The sequence below is a fragment of the Exobacillus caeni genome, assembly GCF_005747095.1.
GTDB classification, from domain to species: Bacteria; Bacillota; Bacilli; order Bacillales; family Guptibacillaceae; genus Exobacillus; species Exobacillus caeni.
In genome coordinates, this window is record NZ_SWLG01000003.1 from 157,839 (window position 1) to 181,071 (window position 23,233).

The 23,233-nt window shown below is 38.0% G+C and carries 18 protein-coding genes; 15 read left to right on the forward strand and 3 right to left on the reverse strand.

The genetic code is table 11. From position 1 onward, the window contains the following. Nucleotides 1–91: 91 nt before the first annotated feature. The 5 genes from FCL54_RS04885 (at nucleotide 92) to FCL54_RS04905 (ending at nucleotide 6,311) form a co-directional block, all read left to right on the forward strand. Complete coding sequence (locus FCL54_RS04885; RefSeq protein ID WP_138123794.1) at nucleotides 92–352, forward strand: DUF6154 family protein; 261 nt, start codon at nucleotides 92–94, stop codon at nucleotides 350–352. 51 nt (nucleotides 353–403) lie between these two features. After that, complete coding sequence (locus tag FCL54_RS04890) at nucleotides 404–718, forward strand: DUF1040 family protein (protein ID WP_138123796.1); 315 nt, start codon at nucleotides 404–406, stop codon at nucleotides 716–718. Between the two features lie 189 nt (nucleotides 719–907). Further along, on the forward strand, nucleotides 908–1,900 hold the full coding sequence (locus FCL54_RS04895) for a Gfo/Idh/MocA family protein (protein WP_138123798.1): 993 nt from the start codon (nucleotides 908–910) through the stop codon (nucleotides 1,898–1,900). Between the two features lie 1,113 nt (nucleotides 1,901–3,013). After that, nucleotides 3,014–4,282 (forward strand): ATP-grasp domain-containing protein, encoded by a 1,269-nt coding sequence (locus FCL54_RS04900; RefSeq protein WP_138123800.1) that lies wholly within the window; start codon nucleotides 3,014–3,016, stop codon nucleotides 4,280–4,282. Nucleotides 4,283–4,328: 46 nt separating this feature from the next. Then, on the forward strand, nucleotides 4,329–6,311 hold the full coding sequence (locus FCL54_RS04905; RefSeq protein ID WP_138123802.1) for a hypothetical protein: 1,983 nt from the start codon (nucleotides 4,329–4,331) through the stop codon (nucleotides 6,309–6,311). 50 nt (nucleotides 6,312–6,361) lie between these two features. Here the strand turns inward: FCL54_RS04905 and FCL54_RS04910 are convergent, their stop codons facing one another. The 3 genes from FCL54_RS04910 to FCL54_RS04920 form a co-directional block, all read right to left on the reverse strand. Then, nucleotides 6,362–7,144 carry an HAD hydrolase family protein gene (locus FCL54_RS04910; RefSeq protein WP_138123804.1) on the reverse strand — a complete coding sequence of 261 codons (783 nt, stop codon included), beginning with the start codon at nucleotides 7,142–7,144 and terminating at the stop codon, nucleotides 6,362–6,364. A 348-nt stretch (nucleotides 7,145–7,492) separates the two neighbouring features. Further along, on the reverse strand, nucleotides 7,493–7,681 hold the full coding sequence (locus FCL54_RS04915) for a hypothetical protein (RefSeq protein ID WP_138123806.1): 189 nt from the start codon (nucleotides 7,679–7,681) through the stop codon (nucleotides 7,493–7,495). Nucleotides 7,682–7,692: 11 nt separating this feature from the next. Further along, entirely contained in the window at nucleotides 7,693–8,958 is a 1,266-nt protein-coding gene (locus FCL54_RS04920) for a helix-turn-helix transcriptional regulator (protein WP_138123807.1), read from the reverse strand. A gap of 300 nt (nucleotides 8,959–9,258) precedes the next feature. Between FCL54_RS04920 and FCL54_RS04925 the strand changes: the two genes are divergently transcribed. From FCL54_RS04925 to FCL54_RS04970, 10 genes are all read left to right on the forward strand, one after another. Further along, complete coding sequence (locus tag FCL54_RS04925; RefSeq protein ID WP_138123809.1) at nucleotides 9,259–10,197, forward strand: glycosyltransferase family 2 protein; 939 nt, start codon at nucleotides 9,259–9,261, stop codon at nucleotides 10,195–10,197. A 1-nt stretch (nucleotide 10,198) separates the two neighbouring features. Beyond that, nucleotides 10,199–10,600 (forward strand): GtrA family protein, encoded by a 402-nt coding sequence (locus tag FCL54_RS04930; protein ID WP_246055139.1) that lies wholly within the window; start codon nucleotides 10,199–10,201, stop codon nucleotides 10,598–10,600. 206 nt (nucleotides 10,601–10,806) lie between these two features. Next, complete coding sequence (locus FCL54_RS04935; RefSeq protein WP_138123811.1) at nucleotides 10,807–11,601, forward strand: SGNH/GDSL hydrolase family protein; 795 nt, start codon at nucleotides 10,807–10,809, stop codon at nucleotides 11,599–11,601. 192 nt (nucleotides 11,602–11,793) lie between these two features. After that, the gene (locus FCL54_RS04940) at nucleotides 11,794–13,977 is read left to right on the forward strand and encodes a SpoIID/LytB domain-containing protein (protein ID WP_138123813.1); all 2,184 of its coding nucleotides are present in this window, start codon (nucleotides 11,794–11,796) and stop codon (nucleotides 13,975–13,977) included. 144 nt (nucleotides 13,978–14,121) lie between these two features. Beyond that, a complete protein-coding gene (locus FCL54_RS04945) occupies nucleotides 14,122–15,615 on the forward strand; it encodes an N-acetylmuramoyl-L-alanine amidase (protein ID WP_138123815.1) in 1,494 nt (497 codons plus the stop codon). 12 nt (nucleotides 15,616–15,627) lie between these two features. Beyond that, nucleotides 15,628–17,295, forward strand: coding sequence for an N-acetylmuramoyl-L-alanine amidase (locus FCL54_RS04950; protein WP_171016684.1), 1,668 nt, complete (start codon nucleotides 15,628–15,630; stop codon nucleotides 17,293–17,295). Between the two features lie 112 nt (nucleotides 17,296–17,407). Further along, nucleotides 17,408–19,126, forward strand: a complete 1,719-nt coding sequence (locus FCL54_RS04955; protein WP_138123819.1) for a cell wall-binding repeat-containing protein — start codon at nucleotides 17,408–17,410, stop codon at nucleotides 19,124–19,126. 287 nt (nucleotides 19,127–19,413) lie between these two features. Beyond that, complete coding sequence (locus FCL54_RS04960) at nucleotides 19,414–20,475, forward strand: glycosyltransferase family 4 protein (RefSeq protein ID WP_138123821.1); 1,062 nt, start codon at nucleotides 19,414–19,416, stop codon at nucleotides 20,473–20,475. Nucleotides 20,476–20,615: 140 nt separating this feature from the next. Continuing rightward, on the forward strand, nucleotides 20,616–21,866 hold the full coding sequence (locus FCL54_RS04965; RefSeq protein ID WP_138123823.1) for a glycosyltransferase: 1,251 nt from the start codon (nucleotides 20,616–20,618) through the stop codon (nucleotides 21,864–21,866). Next, a complete protein-coding gene (locus FCL54_RS04970) occupies nucleotides 21,856–23,187 on the forward strand; it encodes a flippase (protein WP_138123825.1) in 1,332 nt (443 codons plus the stop codon). The genes FCL54_RS04965 and FCL54_RS04970 overlap by 11 nt, the downstream gene beginning before the upstream one ends. Nucleotides 23,188–23,233 lie beyond the last annotated feature (46 nt).

Genomic DNA, 23,233 nt, shown 5'->3' on the forward strand with positions numbered 1-23,233 from the left:
GTGCCAAACGGAGAGAGCCCGACACTTATGTGTCAGCCCTTTTAATATTCTTCATCCTAATTGGGCATTACTACCAATTAGAGGTGATCAGATGAAACTGGTTGAGGAACTTTATGCTATGTATCGAAACCATCTAACGGGAGATGAAGAGGACCTTTACGAGGTGGTTATGGGAGCGTTGGACGAGCACGAACGAACTGATCTGGAAAAAACCACACAGCAGCTTTCCGATGAACAATATGCTGAAATGGTGAAGTATTATATCCTCGAACTTTTACGTAGAAAAATAGCAGAAGAAGGAATTGGTAATATAAATATGAAAACAAATGCTAGAGGCGATTTGTTACACTAAGTGAATAGAAGTTCTCAAAGACGGGTAATGGTATGTAAGGATGTGGTATAGATGACTGAGGACACTCGAAGAATTGATATAATGCTTGATGCATTAAAATCCTATTGGAGGAAAAATCCTGAGTTGTGTCTTAGTGAGCTTCTGATCGAGCTGCATTCCAAAGAGGCGGACCGAAAGACGCTTGCTGAAACAAAGGATAATGAATGGTTAAACTGGTTTTTAAAAAATAGTTCCAATCAGCATCTTCGGGAAAAAAGGCTTCGCTATGATGCCCAGGTGAAAGATTTGGAGCGGCAAATCCGTCCAGAACTTATGGAAGTGATTAAGCGTTTTGTTTATAAAGAAGAAGGGCAATCTCCGGATTAATCCGGGGATTTTTTAGTTACCCAAAAGGAGCTAATATCCAATATATGAATAATTTTGTTTTTTACAGTTCCGAATATAAATGCCTGTCTTTTTTTTGCTTGTCATAATGACCATCTCAGTAGGTATATCATTATCAAACAAAATTTCGCCATGCTACAATAAAATCATAAAAAAAATGGAGGGATTTAAGTGACGACCATTAAATTTGGAATCCTTGGAACGGCCAATATTGCAAAAAAGGCAGTTATTCCAGCGATCAAAGATGCGGAAAATGCAGAAGTTGTTGCGGTAGCGAGCGGCAGCGGAAAAGCGAAGGAGTTTGCAAAAGAGCTTGAAATTCCGCACTCATTTGAAAGCTATGAGGAATTGCTTGAGGATGAAAGTATTGATGCGGTTTATATTCCGCTGCCTAATACACTACATAAAGAATGGACGATTAAAGCTGCCAAAAAAGGCAAACATGTGCTTTGTGAAAAGCCTGCTGCAGTAACAGCGGAGGACGCTGTAGAAATGGTCAGGGCTTGCGAAGACAATAACGTGGTATTCATGGAAGCATTTATGTACCAATTCCATCCTCAGCATCAGAAGGCAAGAGATATCATTGCTTCTGGAGAGATCGGGGAAGTTAAACTGATGCGATCTACTTTTTCATTCGATCTATCTGGCAGAACCGGAAATATCCGCTTGAATAAAGAGCTTGGAGGAGGCAGCATGTACGATGTTGGCTGTTACTGCATTCACAGCTCACGAATGATTCTCGGCAGTGAGCCTGTTAAAGTTTACGTAACAGGAGATGTTCCTCAGGACGTTGGAGTCGACGTGTCCGCTAATGCAATTATGAAAATGGGAAACGGTGTAGTTGCGAGCTTTGACAGTAGCTTCGAGCTTCCGATGATCGATAAGTATGAAGTAGTTGGAACGAAAGGAAGCATTCAAGTACCTTACGCATACCGTCCCGACCGTCCGGGGGTTGAAAGTGTTGTGAAAGTTACAAATGCCCAGGGTGGAACACGAGAAGAAAAAGTAGACGGACCTCAGTATACGATAATGGTCGAACACTTTGCAGACTGCGTCCTGGAAAATAAAGTTCCGAGTTATTCAGGAGAATTGACAGTTAAAAACCTTCAGGCTATTGAAATGTGCTACCAATCCTTAGAAAAGGGTGTGCCTGTAAAACGATAAACATCAAACGGTGGTTACTAAACAGTGCCAGGCACCATAAATGGACAACTGTCCATATTTGGTGCCTGGCACCAAATATTTAAAAAGGAGCCCAGCTGATCGATGATCAGCTGGGCTCCTTTTTCGCTAACACCACGGGGGACTCAACCATGCCACATCCTATTGGGAATGTTCAACCTGTTTAATCAGGTAACATTTTGCTCCCTTTTCAAGAGGAGGTGAATATTTCGCTTCTGATTCATCATCATGTTTGCAGCCATTTCGGCTGCCTGGGGAAGCGTTCACCCTTTTAGTGAAGGATGTGTGTTCGTTCCGCTGGCAGGCTTTTTATTCTCTCCTGCGTGAGTTGAATTTTACTGCTTAGACTCAAACTTCCCTTTGTTTAGTCCTGATCTTTTTAAAGTTTTGTGAGCTACCAATTCTTTAAGTTTTTCTGTTGTTTAAAGTTCCTGGATTCTCATCTCGCGTTTTAGGGTAAAGCTGGATAGAAGGCTTTTTAGTAACCACGTCGACAGCAACAATCGTTAGCTTGATCAAAGGCCTTTGATTTTCCAGCTTGCTTCATTATCCATTAAGTTTCAAGCTAGCTGTTCGATCAATTGCTTTTGCTGCTGTTATTGATTGAAATCTTCATCGGCGGTAGTTACTTTCCGTCTGTCTTGCGGAACCTAAAAGGCTTAATGATTTTCCAATCGCTTTAACTGAACTTTGCTGATATACTCGTTCTTTTTTCATCTGGGCAAATCAGAAAGTGTGTTGGTGGGACCACCTGCTTTCTTCTTTTCCAGTTCAGGAATACTTCCTGGTGTTTTATTTCCATCTTGTTAAAACGGAACTTACCAGGATGGTTGAGTCTCCTGCGATGTTAACTGATGTAAGGAGAGGGTGAGATTTTTGTTTATCTCTTCCTTACATCTATAGTATAGCACCGATCGCTGGAAAATACTGTGTCGATATTGTGAATGATTTCACAATAAAATCCACTCTCTGAATGGCTTTTATTTTAAAATATTCAGACATTTAGATATAATGGAAGTAGAGGGGTTTTTTTACAGATAGAGACGGTAGAACCGAAGTTTTTCCGGAAACTAAAAAGTGAAGGAGAGATGTTTAATGGGATTGGATCACCTGGATCTTGAAAATCAAACACAGCAAAATTTGAATGAAGAAACAAAGCCGTATTTGACGGCTCTGATCGGATGGAGCCTGCCAGCGATCGAAGCATGCGACAAACTGGACAAGCCTTTTGTTGTAGTTGGGCCACCTGAGTTCGAAGGGTTTGCAGAAAAGAATGATATCAAGTTCATAGGCTGGAATTTTGACCAATTAAATGAAGGATCTGACCAGCTTTTTAAAAAACTCAAAGCGTTAGGTGCTGAGGTAGCAGTTCCTTTATATGAAGAATGCGTAGAATGGGCAGGTGCGCTCAATTCCCGATTCCGTAACGAGCCGCGTGTATTTAACCGTTCCCTGTTGCTTCGCGACAAAGGGATGATGAAGCGTAAAGCCCAGATCGCTGGAATTAAAGTAGGCGTGTTTGAAGAGGCGCATAGTAAAGAAGATGTGCGCCGTTTCTTAAAACGTGTAAATGAAGCTCTTTTAAAAGTGGAGGGAGACAAGAATGATCCAATTCATGTGAAGCCGCTTGATAAAGCAGGATCTGTCGGACACAGGGCGATTGAAAACCCTGAAGAAATCGAAGCGTTAACAGACGCTGATTTCCCTCTTTTAATGGAGAGCCATCTTGATGGACAGGAATTCTCCTGTGAAGCATTTATCCATAAAGGTAAAATTCAATTTCTAAATATTACCGAGTATGTGAAATTGGGCTATTCCAATTTCGTTCCGGCATCTCCAGGACTTGAGGATAAGCGCCCATTGATACGCAATGCGATTCAGCAGCTGGTTGATGCTTTTGAAATTGAATACGGTGTGATTCATCCAGAGTATTTTATAACACCGGACGGCACACTGCATTTTGGTGAAGTTGCTGCAAGGGTCCCGGGAGGCCATATTTTTGATCTTATCGAACGTGCCTATGGCTTTAGTGCTTACCAGGCCCAGATTTTATGCAGTGACCCGAATACAACAGAAGAAGAGCTTCGCAACTTTTTCCCGGAAGACAATGGACAGGCAGATGGCTATGCAGGTTGTTTGATGGTTCATCCGCATGTGAATTACATTCAGGAGCTCGAGGTGCCCGAGGAGCTCGAAAACCATCCTTATTTTGAAAAACATGATATGTTTGAGCCTTCACAGGGAAAAGTAGCGGAACGGATCGGTTTTGGAAACCATTACGGCACGATCTTTTTGTATGGTGAAGACAGTGAGACGATGCGAGAACTGCTTGAAAAATACGAAAAATATGATTTCTATAAATAAGAAATCGGCATATTTTAAAATAACTTAATCGTAAAGGAGCTGGAAAATGTCTTCTGAACTTACCGACAAAAAAGTTGACCGGTTTACCCATGCTCTGAATGAACTGGATAAAGCAGCAGCTTTTGCCAAATCGATGTATCAGACAGATGTGTATCAGGAGGCAAGCCGTTTGATGGAAACGATGGAAGGGATGGAAACGCTTTTCCATTTTGCCAATCGTTTTGAAGAAGCTGGCGTGTTTGCCAATGGCCCCTGGGAAGATGCATCCAAGCTGCAGCCTCCACTTGTTGCCGGTTCCTTAAAGACAAAAGGACTGGCATCGATTATTGAGATTCTCAGTGATTTAAGGATGCTGTCGATCGCAAAAGGAAACTATGACCATCCATCTATGGGCAGCGAGGAAGCGGCAGAATTTTTGAATGAAGTGCTTGCGTTAAATCTCGATCTTCTTTTCCCGGGCGATTCTGAAGAGGCAAGGATTGAGCAGGAAGAAAATGCTGAACAGCTTGACCGTTCACAACGCTTCTTTCAATTTCTCTTTACAAGGATTTCTTCCGATGCTTTGACCGGAACGCTAAGGGAAGAAATCGAACGGTTGATGGCCCAGCGTCCAATCATGGTCAAACGTGTCATTTCGATGATTCAAATGGCAAAGAAACTGCTTAATAATTCGGAGGCAGGAGAGACAGAACACCCGGCGTTGGAGAAGTATATTAAAGCGATTGAAGGTCCTTCTCCTTTGGGCGAGAATACTTCAAATCTAAACGATTATCGGAAAAAGCTAAAGGATCTGTCAGAAGAAGAATTGAAGCAAGAAGCGGAAGTGCTGTCAAATTCTATGCAGGACACAGGATTAGTGGCCCCTCAGCATGCGGTTCTAGTAAGATTTTTGAGCCGAAACAAACCCGAGATGCTCTCAGATGCCCTTTCGCTTTCTGATAAAGGAAAAGCGAATCTTGAGGAGCATTTTGACCTTGTTAAACAGCTTATAAAAGTAGGGATTTACCCGGCGACAGGGCAGGCTGTTTATGGGCTTGCAAGGATGCTTGACCGAGGTGTGTTTTCCTATTCACCGGTTATACCGGGCCTTCGCCGGTTGATCGAGCTCGACATTAAGCCCGAGGTAAGAAAAGACCTGTTAAACGCCTATCAAAACAGGCAGGGGCTAACGGCTAACACGATTCTGCTTTCTGGTGTTATAAGCGTACTTGGACAACCGCTGGGAGTTGGCCAGGGATTGAACCCGACATGCCAATCTGCAAGGGGGATCAGTTTGTGGGCTCAGCATGCGCCAGGTTACTTGCTTGAGCTTATCCCAAGGGCGGCGAGGGATGGGGATATTGACCTAAAATTTGAAGGCACCCCGATCCATTCCAAGGATTTGAAAGGCGGACTTGCGCCAGAGCTTCATAAGGAGCTAGATCCAGTATCGCTGGTTCTCGTTCCACATCTTGATCGTATTTATAACGAAATGATGACAAGAGTGGCGCTTCGCGGAGAAGACGGGCACAGATGGGTTAACCCTGCCTTTTATGGCAACTGGGTACAGACTGGATTCAGTAATGTGATCGAACCGATTACAGGAACGGTAACAGATTATCCTGGTTATGTCCGGTTATTCTATGCGACACACCATCCGGAATACAATGATGACTATGAATTGATTTATCCAAACCCTGTCGGCATTTTCATTACCAACGTTCATGGAAAATTGCTGGGTTACCATGCTGTTTCGATTTTAAGAATCGCACAGGTTCCATCAGGCGACTATCGAATTTACTTCTACAATCCGAATAACGACAGTTCACAAAACTGGGGCCAGGATATCGAGCCTACTGTTTCAGGAAACGGGGAACTGGAAGGCGAATCATCGCTTCCATTCCATGAGTTTGTCTCCAGACTGTATGCGTTTCATTATAACCCTTATGAGCAAGGGGATGCGTTTGCAGTTGAAGATGAAATCGTTGAAGAGATTGAGAAGCTTGCTAAAGAGAGCTGGGGAAGAGAGTATACATGGGTTAATATTTAAAATAAAATTTTAAATATAAAAAAGATGCGGAAATTCACCGCATCTTTTTGCTATTCAACCAGTTCGTTCAAAAATTCAATGGTACCGGCAGCATATTTTTCTGAAGACTTTTTTGATTTCACCTTATTGTTTTCACTTTCAGGCGTTTCTCCATCGCCAACCCAGAAAAATGTTACGTCTTTAAATTCGTATTCCTTTGCGGTTTCGGCCATCACAAGGTCACCCTTCCCGTCCCCAAATACATAGACAGGACCGTTACTTACAGAAGGTTGCTTAAACACCCACTCTGTTCCAATTTTCTTAGATAGATTAGGTGGTATAACATCCACTCCATAAGTAGAAACGACAACCTTTTTGCCATATTCATCGGCGATTTCTTTTGCTTCTTCGGCATAGTCCTTTAATGCCTGTCTCGTTTTTTCAAGATGTTGCTGATCCCCAGGATTGCCGTGTATAGATTCCACTGTCCCCATCGATTCTTTCGTATCATCCCACTCGATTAATCCTTCAAACCTTGATTGCTTGCTGATTTTTAAAAGCTTCTCTTTTACCTCATCCGATACTACGAAGTCCCGATCCAGCTCCCAGGTTTTGATATCCGGACCTTTTCCTTTGATCGCGCCATGTTCAGCGACACAATACAAGGAGGACCAGTCCTGAGAGTCAAGAACTGAAAAAATATTTTCTGCCAGCCATTGTCGGGAACGTCCCGTTATAAATGCAAGCTGGTGATCCTGCTGGTGCAGTTTTTCAATAGTATGAAGTACATCCTTATTGGGCCTTGCATGTTCATCTGTCAAAACCCCATCAACGTCGAATATGTAAAATGCCATTAATACGCTCCTTTTTATCTGCTTTGTATAAAAAGTATAGCTTTTAAAGGGAAAGAAAATCAAAGAAATGCATCCATGGCGTTGGAACAATGAAGTAGCTAAGCAATCAGACTTGGAGTGCTGTTATTATATCGAAAAAGTAGTGATTGAACGATAAAGACGAAATGATTGAGCTTAATACCTGAGTTTTAAAAAGAGAAGGAACCCCTAAAACATAAACGATCAACTGAGATTGAAAGAACAAAGTAATTAATCAAGCGTTTGATTTATATATAAAGATGAAAATGTAAAAAAAATAAAAACTAACCTGCCTTTATAGGATGGTTAGTTTTTATTAGTGTTGGAAATTTACGTATTACTTATGCTGGAGTCAGGAAATCTTTCATGGTCATTTGCTAAATAATTGGTTGGAGAGGAATCGGGAAATCTCTCATGGGAATCAGGAAATCTCTCATGATCATTAACAAGTAAACCTACTGTTAGAATAAATGAAGTCACAGTAAGACTGACCAATAATTTTTTTAATAGTTTATTCATAAAAATTCCTCCTAGTTTAAAAGTTTCTTCCTTGCATCATTTGCTAATCGATAATAATAACTGGCATTTTTGTGTTTTGATAAATCATTATAATAATCTGCTAGAACTTCACCATAATTTGTAACAAAACTCCACATTTGCTTCTGAGAAAAGTAAGGTATTGCCTCGGTTTTTAACAATTCTTCAAATTCGTCGTTAATATTATTTTCTAGTTGATGTTTATATATTTTTAAATGAAAAATGTAGTCTAAGACTTCTTTTTCTGTAGCGAATCTAAGTCCTTCTTTTAACCACTTTTGAGCTTTTTCATAGGCATCTTGTTGTCCATACTCTTTTGCAATCATATATATCGTTTGGGAATACTCTTCTACCTCCGTATCAGTTATATTTTGAAGACTTAATTTAAAATGTTTTAATGCTTCATCTGGCTTATTTTGTGATGAATTAACAAACCCCAAATTATGGAATATCGTGCTTTTTAGTCGTCTGTCGTTAAAAGATTCAGCATATTTTAAAGCGTGTTTAAAATGAACTATGGCATCATCATAATTTAGTATTCTAAAGAAATTTATTCCGAGTAGGACTTCAGTTTCAGCACTTCGTTTAAAATTATATTCCTTATTAAAAATCGATAGTGCTTTAAATGCATAACTGTTTGAGGAGGTAACTTGATGCAATCTTCCATGAACAAGCGCCTTTTGATAATAAAATTCTGCTTTTTCAGCATTATCTTGATTCATTTCTTTGCTAAGTTTTTCAGCTTTTAAATAAGAATCTAGCGCTTCATTATATTTTTTTAACTGATAATAATATAGTCCTAAAAAGTAATGATAGTAGTATTCTAAACTTGGTGTTAAGCTCTCCTGCACTACATAAATTCTTTCTAACAAAGTATTAGCTTTATCCAGTTCTTGAATAAGGATAAAATAACGAAATTTAAAAAGTAAATATGTAGTTAACAACTCTGGGTTCTCAACAGACTTAAATTCTTTTTCAAGTGTTTCCATTTTATTCTTGGCTTGCTCAACATCACGAATTCGCATCTCACTATACCATTCTAAAAGTTTGTGAGATAGGGCTTCAATTCTTTCCTCGTTATCTACTTGGTCTAACGTAACGCCTAGTTCTTTACAAAGATGTTCCAGTAGATCGGCACTAGGCTGTGCAAGCCCATGTTCAATCTTACTTAAATAAGGGATTGAACAAAGTCCGGCAGCAAGCTGTTCCTGTGTAATCCCCTTCATCTGTCTAAAATAACGTATTTTTGCCCCTACCATTTAAATTGCATCCTTTCTCCTATTACGATTTTATTATAGTTTACTTAATTTTCAAAGTAAATAAAATAGTTAAGAGGTTGGGAAATAGCGCGTAATTTTAGTGAGATAAGCGGAGTATTTTTAATCCTATTTTCCCAATATGCTTTTAAAGGTTATGAAATTGTATTTAAGAGGAGGTTTTAAGTATATTTAAAGGTGATATATTACTAAAAGATTTATGGAAGCGAAAAAAAGATGAAGTTTTATATATGTTATAATGATTAGCTATTGATAATGATAACAGTAGAAAGGAGTATTTTTGTGAAAACAGTTACTATTATGGTTCCGGCTTATAATGAAGAAGATGTTCTCTATAATCTATATGCCAGGCTCCAGGCTGTTATATCTGAAGTTCCAAATTATAAATTTGAAATCCTATTAATAAATGATGGTAGTCAGGATGATACAATAAACATTTTAAAACAGCTAAGGGAAGAGGATTCCAGTGTTTCATACGTTGACTTATCGAGGAACTTTGGAAAAGAAATAGCCATGATTGCTGGATTAGACTATGCAAAAGGTGATGCGGTCATTATTATTGATGCTGATTTGCAAGATCCGCCAGAATTAATCCCGGATATGATTAAGTATTGGGAAGAAGGCTATGATGATGTGTTTGCAAAAAGACGCACAAGAGCCGGGGAATCCTGGTTTAAAAAGTGGACATCATCTAAGTTTTATTCTTTTCTGCAACGAACTACTAAAGTGCCGATCCAGGAAGATACCGGTGATTTTCGACTTTTAGATAGACGTTGTGTAGAAGCTCTAAAACAAATGAGGGAAGCACAGCGATATACAAAAGGAATGTTTAGTTGGATAGGCTACAATAAAAAAGAAATATTATTTGATCGTGATCCAAGGGCAGCAGGGGAAACGAAATGGAATTATGCTAAATTAATGGATCTTGCGATTGAGGGTATCACATCTTTCACAACGTTTCCACTTAAAATGTCTTCTTTATTTGGAATGATAATATCATTTTTTGCTTTCTTATATATAATATGGATTATTTCCAAGACCCTTTTATTTGGCGATCCCGTCTCTGGTTATCCTTCGTTAATGACTGTTATTTTGTTTTTGGGTGGTATCCAACTGTTGTCTCTGGGAGTCATTGGAGAATACCTGGGTAGAATTTTTAACGAAACCAAGCAGAGGCCATTATATTTTGTAGATGAATACAATGATAAGAAGGTTAGATAAATTGATCCAAAGAATAAAAAGGAATAAAGAAATACTTTTGTATTTATTATTTGGTGGACTAACAACATTAGTAAATCTGGCTTCTTATGCTGCTTCTGCGTATATTTTTAATTTAGATTATAAAATATCGACCACCATCGCATGGATTGTTTCCGTTTTGTTTGCCTATTTTACAAACAAAAGATATGTTTTTAACAGCAGGCAATCATCTCTCTTAAAGTTAGGCAGAGAAATATTTTCCTTTTTTTCTTTTCGCGCGATCTCGTATGTCCTTGATATTGTGACAATGATTTTACTTGTTGATTTTTTGTTAGTGAACGATTTTGTTTCAAAAGTTATTGCCAATATTTTAGTGGTTGTTTTTAACTATGTCGCTAGTAAGCTTTTTATTTTTAGAAAATAATCAGGCTGGCACGAAATTTGAATTTCAAAAGTTTTTATACAGTGGTTCTATCGTTTGTTTTTCTTTCATAATACGTTATCCAGGAAAATCGCTGACTAATGAAGTCGGCGTTTTTTGTGTTTTATTGTCGATACTCCTCTTGTAATTTTTGGTAATAAAAAGCTATGATTATATCAAAGAAAATAAATATTTAGTAAGGAGCTACTATGAAAAATCTGTTTATCGTATTCCTTTGTTGTATAAGTATACTGATCCTTTTTTTAGGTGAAAAGCATTACAATAATAAACTCGATGAAAAAGGAAAGGCAGCTCATGCCATTCTATCAAATCCAACCATGGGCAAAGAAACTTCTCAATCTAATAAAGAAAATAAAAAAGCTATTGAACAACTTTCTGAACATTTGCCTGCATCTTTAAGTGGAAAAATTATGGAGGCAGTCGAAGCCAAAAATGAAGTCAATATAGTTGTTGTAGGCTCTTCTGCACTTTCTGATGAAAGCTCAAACTGGTCTTCAGTCTTCCAACAGCGACTTAATGCTGCTTACGGACCAGATATTTTTAAAATTAAAAGAGTTAGCTTTGGAAACGCTACGTCAGATAAGATAGTGAGAGAAAACTTATATATAAATATTCCTTATTCTGATGCCGATATATTAATTATTGAACCGTTTGTTTTGAATGATAATAAATTAATACCAATTAAAAGCAGTCACCAAAACCTTACTTTCTTACTAAACTATCTATTGGATAAAAAAGAAGATTTAGAAATTGTAATTCAGCCTTCCAATCCCATATATGAAGGGGGATACTATCAAGGAAACACAAATGAACTAAAAAAATATGCTTTAGAAAATAATTTTACCTATTTGGATTATTGGGAGGTATGGCCAGACTCAGATAGCAACGAGGTAAAAAGATATTTAGATGAAAATAATAAACCAAATGCAGAAGGAAACGAATTGTGGGGTAACTACATTGCTGACTTTTTTATAGGTTTTTAGCAATTGTTTACATAATTCGAGCATATATACATAATTCTACAACTAAACTACTATTTCTAGCAAAATTCGAGATTTGTGATGTTTTCATTTTGAATTTTGCTATACTTTATTTAGCAAAAGTTTACAGGAGGGGATAAAAGAGGGAAGTTTTTTTAAAAAACAAAATGAATTTTATAAGGGGGAAATAAAAGGTTGTTTGGAAGGAAAGCTTTGTCTTTATTTGTCGTTTTAACGTTAGTTGTTTCTGTTTTTCCTTACCAGGCTGCTAAAGCAGCTGATCCAACGATTTCTGTTAAACTTGTGAACTACATAGGTAATAAAACTTCGATTCCTTTTTACACTGTCGGGGATTTTGTGATACCAGATGGAAGTGCAAATGAAAGATTAGATGGATCAGACAGGTTTGATGTGGCAGTCAATGTTTCAAAAGAGGGGTGGACAAGCACGGCCGGAACAGTGATTATTGCTAACTATTTAGCTTTTGCTGACGCTCTTGCCGCAGCACCACTTGCTTATAAAGAAAATGCACCTATTTTGCTAACGCACCCTAATAACTTAACAGACGCTACACGTGAAGAAATTAAAAGACTCAATCCAGAAAGAGTTATTCTAATAGGTGGTACTGCTAGTATCTCAACTAATGTTGGAAATCAAGTTAAGCAATTAGTAGGTAACGTAGATAGAATAGGTGGAGGAGACCGTTTTGAAGTTGCATATAACATTTCAAAGGATTTAGGAACTTCTTCGAAAGCAGTTATTGCTAACGGCCTTAAGTTTCCGGATGCCCTTGCGATTGCTCCTTATGCGGCCAAAGAAGGTTATCCAATTCTATTAACGCTTGACAATAGGTTGCCAACAGCTACTAAAAGTGCTTTATCTGGAAAGAATGAAACTTTAGTTATCGGTGGTGAGGGAAGTGTCGGTCAGAGCGTTTATGACCAGTTGCCAGGTAGAAAGCGTATCGGGGGAGCTGACCGATATGAAGTAGCTACGAACATCGTAAGAGAATTAAACCTGCCTGCGGAAAAAGCTTTCTTAGCTACAGGATTAACTTTCGCAGATGCTTTAACTGGTTCAGTACTTGCTGCAAAACAAGAAGCGCCATTGCTCTTATCCCGCCCAGAACGCCTGCCGCAAGCAACTCTTGGTCTAATTACTGACAAATCTATTCCTAACTTCTCTGTTTTGGGAGGAACCGCTTCTATTAGTTCAGAGGTAATGTCTACATTGCCAAGTGGAATTCCAATTGAACAAAACAAAGTTTATTATGTTAAGAGCGCGGATCAAAACCTTGTTCTGTACAAGGGTGGCGAACGAGTTAAAGCTTTAGGGGCATCTTTCACTGTAAAGCCGGACCGATATACTTCAAATTCTAGAATGATGTTAAATAATAGCCGTACTTATATCGGTGATATGGAATTCACTCTAGAGAATGGGTATGTCCGTCCAATTAACAGGGATATTCCTTTTGAGGATTATTTAAAGGGAGTTGTTCCTAATGAAATGCCTGCTTCCTGGAGTTTAGAAGCATTAAAAGCCCAAACCGTAGCAGCGAGAACCTATTCCTTTGATGATATAGGAAAAGTTGTAAAAGATGACCAGAGTTACCAGGTCTATAGTGGTTTTGGCAGCTGGCATTCTAAAACGAATCAAGCAGTTAATGAAACAACCGGAAAAGTTTTGCGCTATAACGGAAAACTGATCGGAGCTTTTTACTCATCAAGTAACGGTGGATTAACTGAGTCTAATGCAAATGTATGGGGAGGGACTCCTCTTCCTTATCTTCCGCAACAAAAAGATCCATACGATCCAAAGATCCAATTTGACTTAACAGTTAATAAAACCCAAATCGATTTAAATGAATTACAAAAGCTGCATCCAGAGCATGATGCGCTGCAAAATCCCGGCCATTGGTGGTGGTCTGTATCCGAGAAAGACAGCTCTGTGTCATATAGTATCAAATCGTGGATTAAACGTAACGGATACGCTGATCAGGATATCAAGATAGTTGGTTTTTCAGAGTTTACTCTTGGTACAGGAACAAGAGCTAAATCAACCAATATAGTAGTTGAATTTTTTGTCCGAAATCCAGACACAGGAGAGTTTGTAATGAATGAGCAAAAGCAATTAAAGAAACTCTCTAAAACAATCTCCAATACGACTATAATGAGATCGGCGTTTGGAGCTGGCAATATAAAAAGCAGTTTAATAGACAGTTTCACTTATGATTCGACTATTGACAGCTATAAGATTATTGGCCGTGGCTATGGGCATGGGATTGGCATGAGCCAGCATGGCGCCCAGGAAATGGCTGAATCAGGAAAGAAATATCAGGAAATCCTTAGTCATTACTATCCAGGAACAGATCTAAATTAACTTATAATTTCTGGATCAGTATGTTAAACCTGCCAGAATTGGCAGGTTTAACAATGTTATTTACTCTAATATTTATATACCCATTTTTTTATATACCCGAAAAGAAAAAAACATAAACATAAAAATTTCAGGAGGAAACAAGAATTGAGAAAGGGTTTTATTCTGCTATTGCTGCCGTTGTTAATTCTACTAGGAAATGCAAGTTATGCTGACGCTAGTTCAATTGAACGTTTAGATGGAAAAGATCGTTTTGAAGTTGCTGTAAATGTATCTAAGGAAGGATGGGCATCTTCCAATACAGTTGTTATTTCTAACTACCTGGCATTTGCTGATGCATTATCTGCTGCCCCTTATGCATACAGTATGAATGCCCCTATTTTATTAACGCACCCTGACCGATTGACATCTGTTACTAAGAGTGAAATTCAACGGTTAAACGCAAGAAAAGTAGTCATTGTAGGTGGTACGGCAAGTGTTTCTGGAAGTGTTGAAAAAGAACTGAAATCTTTTATTCCAACAGTTGAAAGAATAGATGGTAAAAACCGTTTCGAAGTAGCAGGGAAAATTGCAAAGCAGTTATCTGGAGCTTCTACAGCTGTTGTTGCTAATGGCCTTACTTTCCCAGATGCTCTTGCAATAGCTCCATACGCAGCACAGAACGGTTATCCGATTTTACTTACATATCAAAATCGATTGCCAGATGCTACTAAGAATGTTCTTGCTTCAAAATCAAAAACAATTGTTGTTGGAGGAGAAGGTAGTGTAGGCGCTGAGGTTTATAATCAACTGCCAGGCAGAAATAGAATTGGCGGAAGTGATCGTTATGAAGTAGCTGCCAATATCATAAGAGACTTGAACTTAACACCGGCAAGAGGATTCATTGCTACCGGTTTTTCATTTGCAGATGCTCTTACTGGGTCTGTCCTAGCTGCCAAACAAAATGGTTCATTGCTTCTAACTAAAACTGATACTTTGCCGGAAGCAACAGTAAACGTTATTACTGAAAAAGGAATCAAAGACTTTACTATTTTAGGCGGATCTGCTTCTGTTGGAGGCAGTGTGGCAACATCACTTACAAATGGGTTTGGTGTTTTAGCCGGAAAGAAACTTGTAGTTGATGCAGGGCACGGAGACCACGATAATGGTGCAAGCGGGTTTGGGCTGAAAGAAAAGAACATCAATTTAGACGTTGCGTTAAGATTAAGAGATGTACTTCAGAAAAACGGCGCCGAGGTGGTAATGACACGAGATGATGATACATTCTTAGAATTATCAGAGCGCGTATATATCGCTAATAACTCAAACGCTGATTCCTTTATCAGTATCCATTCGAATACAGCAGGAACTATTTATGCTAACGGAAGCGAAACGTACTGGCAGGATCAATATAAAGCAGCTGAAAGTGAAGCGCTTGCTACTTCTATCCAAAAAGAGCTTTATTTAGCAATGGATCACAGAAATCGCGGGGTTAAACAAGCTGATTATTATGTTATTAAATATACTAAAATCCCTAGTGTTCTTGTAGAGCTTGGCTTTGTAACTGGTGAAGAAGATGCAAAGAAACTTGCTGATCCTGTTTATCGCCAAAAAGCTGCTGAAGCGATCTATCGTGGCGTAGTGAATTTTTACAATAATTAAGGAGGTTTTGTGGTGCGAAAGGTTTGGAGTATTTTACTAGTTATTCCTTTGTTACTCTTGTTCGGAACTACTAGTTTCGCTGAAGAAAACCAGGTTTCAAGAATAGCGGGACAAGATCGCTTTGAAGTTGCTGTCAATGTTTCGAAAGAAGGATGGCCGCAAAATTCTGATGTTGTTATTCTAGCAAACTATTTAGCGTTTGCAGATGCGTTAGCGGCTGCTCCGCTTGCATACAAACATAATGCGCCAATTCTTTTAACCCACCCTGAGAAGCTAAGCGACATTACAAGCCAGGAGATTAAAAGGCTCAACGCTAAAAAGGTAATCCTAGTTGGCGGAAAGGGAAGTATTAGTGATGCTGTTTTATCTCAAGCAAAAGCCCTTTCTGGCAGTGTAGAAAGAATTGGGGGAAGTGACCGCTTTGAAGTTGCCTATAACATCTCAAAGCGAATGGGAACGCCGGCTGCAACAGTAGTTGCAAATGGGTTGAATTTCCCTGATGCTTTAGCTATTGCACCGTACGCAGCTCAAAAAGGATATCCTATTCTATTGACTTATGAAAAAAAACTGCCTGATAAAACAAAACAAGCCCTTGTTTCAAAAACAATTGTTGTTGGAGGAGAGGGTAGTGTCGGAAAAGCGGTTTATGATCAGTTGCCAGGTCATCAAAGAATAGGTGGTAAGGACCGTTATCAAGTAGCGGCAAACATTATAAGAGATTTAAATTTGGCACCAACTAAATCCTTTGTTGCGACCGGTTTATCTTTTGCTGATGCTTTAACTGGATCTGTACTGGCTGCAAATCAACAGGCATCCCTTTTATTAACACGTCCTGATTCTTTGCCTGAAGCAACTAAAGATATTATTCAAGAAAAACAAATTAAAGAATTTACAATTTTGGGTGGAACTGGCTCAGTAAAAACTTCCGTCGGATTAGAGCTTTCAAATAAACTGCCGTTATTCGGAAAAACTGTAGTCCTTGATGCTGGCCATGGAGGATTTGATAACGGTGCAAGCAGTTCGGATGGTAAATACAAGGAGAAGGATTTAAATATCCAATTTACTGAAAAAGCTGCTGGTTATTTGAAAGATTTAGGAGCAAATGTCATTCTAACTAGAAAACCTGGAAATGATGTTTATATATCCCTGGAAGATCGTTCTAAATTTTCAAATTCCCAGAATGCAGATTTATTTGTTAGTATTCACCATGATTCCTCTTATTCAGAGGCTACAAGAGGAGTAAGCGTTCATTGGAGCTCATATAGGCCGGCGATAGAGACAGACGATGTTTATATAAGGATGGATGGGAAAAATTACGAATATGTAAAAGAAGATACGGAAGGGAAAAGATTTTTCTATAAAGATAATGGAGAAATCAAGACTGTGAGTTATTTTGGAAACGTCGTAGCTTACGACCCAACTCCAAGCCCGGCAGCCGTAAAAAGTAAACAGTTAGTTCCGCTTTTGTATAATGCTCTTCGTACAGAAGAATTTTCACAGGGTGGTTATACAAAAGACCATAATCTATATGTTACAAGATGGACAACAATGCCATCAGTTTTAGTAGAGTTAGGGTTCATGTCAAATCCATATGAAGTAAACCTTTTAGCAAACCAAAACATACAACATGAACGAGCAAAGATTCTAGCAAATACGATCAAAGATTTTTTGGTGAAATAAATTGATGTGAGGGTGTTGCTATGATGCAGCTCCCTCAATATTTTTGCCAGAAAAGCATGCCCGTCTCTCGAAGTTTATGTTTATTTAATTTAAAGGGAGAGGAAATTTAATAATGCGTAAGGCATGTATTAGTGTTTTAGTAATATTGTTATTTTTATTGACTTTTGCAGATGTGAAGTATGCTGATAGTGAAATGCCGATTCGTTTTGATGGCAAAGACCGTTTTGAAGTGGCTGTAAATGTATCCAAACGTGGCTGGCCAAAAGCGGAAAATGTAATCATAGTTAACTATCTTGCTTTTGCTGATGCTCTTGCAGCATCTCCATTAGCCTATAAACTTAATGCTCCAATTTTATTAACGCATCCTAACAAATTAACCGGGGCAACGAAAGATGAAATTAAAAGGTTATCTCCTTCTAAAGTAAGCATAATAGGAGGACCTGGAAGTGTTAGCGGAACTGTAGAAAAAGAACTGAAAGATTTAGGTGTATCAACAGAACGAATAACAGGAGAAGACCGATTTGAGGTTGCTCATAATATAGCGAAAAAGTTGGGGCAAACATCAACGGTCACCCTGGCAAACGGATTAAAGTTTCCTGATGCACTCGCAATTGCGCCCTATGCTGCAAGAAAGGGATATCCAATACTTTTAACAAGAGAAAATGATTTGCCAGCCGTAACAAAAAAAGATATTACGGGAAAAGGAAAAGTTATTATAGTAGGTGGGAGAGGCAGTGTTAGCGACTCTATCGCTAATCAATTCTCTAATAAGATTCGCATTGATGGCAAAGATCGTTTTGAAGTATCCGCTAACGTAATAAGTACGCTTAACTTGTCGGTTGATAAAGCATATATCTCCACCGGTCTTTCCTTTGCAGATGCTTTGACAGGTTCAGTAATGGCAGCAAAAGATAATGCAGCACTTTTGTTAACGTCACCAAACCGATTATCTTCTCAAACAGAACAAATAATAATGGAAGAAGATATTGAAAAATTTTCCTTTTTAGGCGGTAATGCATCCATATCGGATAGTGTAGCATCTTACATTATGTTTCATCGTCCGACTGATGACCCAGTTGTTTATTTCGTTCCACATGCGGATGATGAAGTATTAACCTATGCTGTGGATATTAGAAATGCCATGAAAAGTAATCGTCCAATATATCTTGTTTTGCTATCTAAAGGGGAAGATTCTGGGGCGCGTGATATTCAAAATGGCAGTTATGACGAACAATCAATAAATTCTGAACTTGCAGGGAAACCTGTTTATTGCTGGTTCCATAGCACTTATCATGACCCCGTTAAGGAAGGGTATCTTCATGGCCATCTCTCAAAAGAAGAGTTTGGAGATTTAAGGGTTGATGATTTCTTAAGAGCATCTAAAGCAATGGGAGTTGCTTCAGACCATTTGTTTGTAGATACTATACCTAATACTTCCCTTTCAAAAGATAATGTAATTGAAAAAATGAATGTTTATATTAATAAATTTCCGAACGCAGATTTTAGGACAATGTCTAAAGATGATGCTCATCCTCCGCATGCTTTGTTAGGACGGGCGCTTGAAGAGCTTGAATTGCGGGGACGAATAAATCCGTATAAAACAATTTATTTTGTTTCCATGTATACAGATCGTTTTTCGGGTAAAAAGTTAGATATAGAAAAGCAACATGAAGAAATTAGCGATCAATCAGATCATGATTATATTAATCGATCGATTGATGAATATAAATATTTTATTCCAGAGGAAGGCATCTACGCTAACGGTTATCATTCCGTTCCGTCACAATTTAATACTCTTTCCCGGAATATGTATACTTCTTACTATTATTAAAATCCCCATACAGGGGATTTTTTATTTAAACACGTAAAAAACATATATTTATTACTATTTATTTGTAAGTTATAGGAAGTCGTTGAAAAAGCGAATCAACCTAATGCTTACTTCTAAAACTAAGCAAGAGTTTCCTTAAATTTAAAATCGGGTAAACCCACAACAAGAAAGATATCAATTCGAAACTTAAGATTAGGGAAAAAAGTTCACAAAAAAACTAATTGATTTTAACCTGAGGTATGATACGATAATTGGGTGAAAATATCGTTATTAAAGGAGATTTAAAGATGGACATCCGGATTGTTTTAGCATTTTTCGCTGCTCTTATTACTGTCCTGATTATTACTCCGTTTATTATAAAGTTTGCTATAAAAATTGGAGCTACAGATAAACCGAACCACCGCAAAGTGCATGCAAAAGTTATGCCTCGCCTGGGAGGCCTTGCAATATTTATAGGAGTCATTGCCGGGTACTTTACTGCCGGGCTTTATGAACAACAAATGAATGGAATAATTCTTGGGGCTGTTTTGATCATACTGCTTGGTGTCTTCGATGATATTTATGAGCTATCTGCAAAGTTTAAGCTTATCGGGCAAATTGTTGCTGCAGGAATAATTGTATCAACGGGCTTGACAATAGATTTTATCTCAATTCCATTTGTGGTCGATCGAATCGACCTTGGGATATGGGCTTATCCGATCACCGTATTTTGGATTGTCGCAATCACGAACGCGATTAATTTGATCGATGGGCTGGATGGATTAGCTGCAGGAGTATCCTCAATTGGAATTTTAACAATCGCTGTTATGGCTTTTATTTGGGGGAAAGTGCTTATCCTAACGTTTGCACTTATTGTTCTCGGTGGAACAATTGGATTCCTGTTTTATAATTTTCATCCCGCTAAAATCTTTATGGGGGATACAGGAGCCCTGTTTTTAGGATATTCAATCGCGATTCTTTCTCTTTTAGGATTATACAAAAGTGTTACATTATTTAGTTTTGTTGTGCCGATCATTATTCTTGGTGTACCGATCTTTGATACGACCTTTGCAATTATTCGGAGATTAGTTAACAAGCAGCCTATTTCCGCACCTGATAAATCCCATTTGCATCACAGGTTACTGGCACTTGGCTTTTCTCATCGGAAAACTGTATTAGTTATTTATGGGCTTGCGGTACTCTTTAGTGTAAGTGCCCTTGTATTTTCTTCAACTACATTATGGGGCTCTATGATCATAATGTTCGGGTTGCTTGTTGTTATTGAAATAATCGCTGAGATGAGCGGGCTGGTTAATGAAAAATACAGGCCATTTATGAAAATTTACCAAAAAGTCTTTGGACGTCAATAAACAAAAGTTTTAAAGGCCGTTTGTGTATACTATGCACAAACGGTCTTTAAATACGACATGAGAAAAACTCACTATGAATCTTAATCCTTCCCCAAAAAATATCTCGTTATACATATCAATTGTTGATTGGAGTTTTAAAAATGGTTCAAAACAAACCGGAAACGTTAATTTTAGTCACTCATCGTTTCCCATACCCTCCTGGTGAAGAATTTTTAGCTAACGAGTTAGAATATTTGTGCCAGGAATTCGAAACTGTCCATATTATTCCGATTAATAATAAGGATATTAAAATGAAAGTACAAAGACCCTTGCCGGAAAATGTTACAGTTCATTCATTTTTTCCTTTAAATTCCTATGGGAAACGTGTTTCCAATTTCCTTTCTGATCCCAAAGCTTACAAATGGTTCAGGAAAGATTTTAAACGTGCAAAAGCGGCTGGACCACGTGGACTTCTAGTTCTTATGAATTGGATAAGTGCAGCATTGAGAGTCGAGAAATACCTTGAGAATACTTTTTTAAAGAAAAAAAAGGAGAACCTGGTATTTTACTCATATTGGATGAATCCTGGAGCAATAGCACTGGCGATGCTAAGGGACCGATATAATGTAGCAGCAGTTACCCGTGCTCATGGCGGTGATTTATATGAATATAGACAAACTCCACAATATCTGCCATTACAACAAACGGTTATACAAAAACTGGATAAAGTTTACCTGATATCGAGCGATGGCCAAAAGTATTTAGCATCAAAATACAAAGGTGCAGCCGAGAAGTTAGATGTTAGCAGGTTAGGTACGAATAAAGTGGATAATTTAGCTTCAAAATCACAGGACAGTACGCTCAGAATAATTTCATGTTCTTACATTAATCCAGTTAAAAGAATTGACCTGCTTGTTAAAGCGTTACAACAATGTAAAATCAACATTGAGTGGAGACATATAGGTGATGGTGATCTAAAGGAACAAATCCAGCAAGAAGCTGAGTCTCTCCCAGAAAACGTAAAATACAATTTTCTTGGTGGATTGCCAAATGAGAAGGTCCTTGAAAATTATAAGACTGAGAAGACTGATTTATTTATTAATGTAAGTTCAAGTGAAGGGATACCAGTGACAATAATGGAAGCATTCAGTTTTGGAATCCCAGTAATGGCTACCAATGTTGGGGGCACCGCTGAACTGGTGAACAACAATAACGGAATATTATTAGAAAAAAATATATCGCCTGAAAATCTTGCTCAAAAAATCACAGAGTTTGGATTGCTTTCAAAAGAGGTAAAAGAAGCAAAGGGTGAAAACGCCTATCAGACGTGGAAAGAAATGTATAGTGCCAGCAAGAACTATGCAACCTTTGCAAAAGAACTAAAAGCTATGGGAGAAAGATATGAAAGGTAACAGTTTTGCCAGAGACAGTTTTATAACGTTGACCAGACAGGTAACAAGCATTTTCATCGGGGTCCTGTTGTTAGTGGTTTTGGCCCGTTTTTTGGGACCGGATGGACAGGGTAAATACGCTTTGATCATTTTACTTCCTCAAATGCTGATGACTTTTTTAAACATGGGTGTAAACACTTCTACTATTTATTATGTAAGTAAAGGCGAGATTGACCTGCATTCTGTTTTTAAAAATAATTTAATAATAGGCGGAGTATTGAGTTTGATCGGTCTGTTGATCGGGCTCTTAGTTATATTGTTTTTCTCAGACCGGTTATTCTCCGGCACACCATCCTACCTCCTTTTTATTAGCTTAATTGGTTTGCCGTTTATGATATTAAATATATTTTTTCAAACCATATTTCAGGGGTTACAGAATTTCAAGTTCTTTAATACTATATTGATTGTGACGCAAATGTCGACTTTGGCTTTTATTGCGCTATTCATAATTGTGTTTGATTTTGGATTGGCAGGTTCAATTGTAGCCTTCATCCTCGGCCATATTGGAACTACCGCTTTTATTTTATATTTGCTGTTCAATAAAGAGGGATTGAAATTAAGAAAAAGTATATTATCCAAACAGTACATGAAACAATCATTAACATACGGACTTAAGGCGCATGTTAGTAACGTCATGACTTTTTTAAATTATCGTGCAGACATTATTTTGCTCGGTTTCTTTATAGGACCTGCTGCAGTTGGTATATATGTAGTAGCTGTAAATATAGGTGAGAGGCTTTCTATATTTGCCCAATCTATTTCAAGTGTACTTCTCCCTAAGATTTCTTCTTTGAAAGATGATCTGGAGAGGAACCAGTTAACTTCTATAATTAGCCGGAACGTTTTAGCTTTTATTTTAATAGGTTCTTTATCAGTCTTCTTTTTGTCGGATTTCGTTATTGACCTTTTATTCGATCCCAGGTATGAGGAGAGCTCACCGTTACTTAAACTCTTGCTTCCAGGGATTGCAGTTTTATCTGTAGAGAAAATTTTATCAAACGATATTGCTGCGAGAGGAAAACCGGAATTAAACATGTATGTCTCATTTTTTAATGTTCCTTTTAACGTTGTATTAAACGTTATTCTGATTCCTCAAATCGGTGTGTCAGGTGCAGCGATAGCGACAAGTGTGACATATATTATCAGTTTTATCATAAAGATTGCTATTTTTAAGAAGGTAACTGGTGAAGATTATGCAAACTTTCTTTTTATCCAAAAAAGCGATTTTGCATTTTACAAAAGGCTATATAATCAAGTAAAGTATAAAATTGTAAAGAGTTAAAGCCGACTAAGCGGCTACATTTTTAGCGAATGTTATATTGCTCGAA